We start from the raw sequence: 1,614 nt of genomic DNA, 5'->3' as shown, positions 1-1,614 counted from the left end.
GAGCACGTCGTCGACGTCGACGCGGCCGTAGTCGGCATCTCTCGGACCGGATGGGCGCGGCTGACGGCGGCAGAGGCCGACGACCTCGGCGCGGCGCGCGAGACGATGGACCGGCTCCAGTTCGACGTGATGCCGGTCGACGACGGCGAGGGGCCGGTCGAGAGATACCTCGCGACCGACGTGTGGGGCGAGTACGGCGCGGTCACGCGGCACCGGATCAGCGAGTCCGACACTCTCCCCTACCGGACGCCGCTCGACGAGGCCGTCCGCGCTCTCGCCGAGCGGGAAGGACGGCCGTTCCTGTTCCTGACGCGGTACGGGCGAGTGACGGGGCTGCTGACGGTGGCTCACCTGAACAGCCGCCAGTCCCGCACGTTCTTCTACAGCCTGATATCGGAGCTCGAGATGGCGATGGCCCGACTGATCCGCCGCGAGGTCGAGGCGGGCCGGGTGTCGGTGACCGACGTGGTGGCGACGATGCGCGACGACGTACGGAAGGCGTACGAAGACCAGAAGGACGAGGACGTCGAGTCCGATCCGACGGAGTACTTCTACCTCAACGACCTGACGGCGACGGTCTACAAGCTCGGGCTCCATCGGGCGCTCGGGTTCACAGGCCGGACCCCGTTCGAAAAGCCGCTCAACCGGCTCGTCAAGCTCCGCGACCGCGTGGCCCACCCAGCGCGCGCGCTCGTGGGGTCGCCCGAATCGGTGTCGAAGCTGTGGCGCGACGTGGAGGTGTTGGACGATTTTCTGGCGCGGCTCCGCGAGGCCGCTCCTCCCTCCTAGCTCTCCACTGCCATGTCTGACCTCCCCGCGTTCCCCTCCGGTGACGAGTTCGACGACCTCGTCGACTCGGTCGAACCCGCCTACTCCGTCGAGTGGGACGCGGACCGTCCCGGCGGCGGGGGCGCCGCCCACGTGTACCCGTGGAAGGGCGGCTACGTCGTGGTCTCAGAGATGGGTGACGACGTGGTGTACCCGACACTGGAGGCGGCCATCACCGGGGGCGAGGTGAACTATGTGACGGGCGCGACGGTCTCGATCGATTCGACCGAGCTCACGACCGAGGCGCTGGCCGGGATGCTCCGGACGTTCGACGGCGAGGACTACCGGATCGAGATCAACGGTGAGCCCTACGAGTCGGTCGAGGTGACAGATTTCCCGGGCGACGCGCCCCGAGCGTTCCAGCCGGTGACCGCCTGATCTTGTGACTCATCCCGCGTCGACAGCTAGAAAGAATCGCCTTTGAGGACTGGCCGTGCTGACCTGATGTCGCTCTCGCGCGTCGCTGTGTCGTCTCACAATCACCGTACGCGCTACCGATGCCCGGAGGCCGACCGATCACCCTGTTCTCCGGCTACGACCAGAAGGAGAACCGGGTCACGAACTACGCGATCCTACTGCTGCGGATGCTCTACCAGGAGAGCCCGGCTTACCTCGACGAGGCGCTAGCGGACCTGACGGGCGGACTCACGCGAGACGGCGACGAGGGGTGGGTCGGCGTTCAGTTCCGTCAGCAGGACCGGCGCACGACGAGTGTGCCCGACGCTGTGATCTTCCAGCGGCCGTTCACGCTGTTCGTCGAGACGAAGAACACCGACTGGTTCACGG

At 67.4% G+C, this 1,614-nt stretch carries 2 protein-coding genes and 1 pseudogene; all 3 read left to right on the top strand.

Going from position 1 to position 1,614, the window contains the following annotated elements:
* Nucleotides 1-789, top strand: a 789-nt coding sequence (locus tag WBA11_RS14800; protein WP_424521432.1) for a hypothetical protein, incomplete at its 5' end; no start/stop codon positions are given.
* Nucleotides 790-801: 12 nt separating this feature from the next.
* Nucleotides 802-1,206 carry a hypothetical protein gene (locus WBA11_RS14795; RefSeq protein WP_424521431.1) on the top strand — a complete coding sequence of 135 codons (405 nt, stop codon included), beginning with the start codon at nucleotides 802-804 and terminating at the stop codon, nucleotides 1,204-1,206.
* Nucleotides 1,207-1,325: 119 nt separating this feature from the next.
* Nucleotides 1,326-1,614: pseudogene (locus WBA11_RS14790) on the top strand (hypothetical protein); the annotation flags it as partial.

Origin of the sequence: Rubrivirga sp. (assembly GCF_049648075.1) — a bacterium.
GTDB lineage: Bacteria > Bacteroidota > Rhodothermia > Rhodothermales > Rubricoccaceae > Rubrivirga.
The sequence above is the reverse complement of the archived record's forward strand: the minus strand, read 5'-3'. Positions and strand labels throughout refer to the sequence as shown.

What these genes read in the sequence shown, in the direction of transcription:
- WBA11_RS14795 (WP_424521431.1), top strand. Translation starts at nt 802, where the DNA reads ATGTCTGACCTCCCCGCGTTCCCCTCCGGTGACGAGTTCGACGACCTC.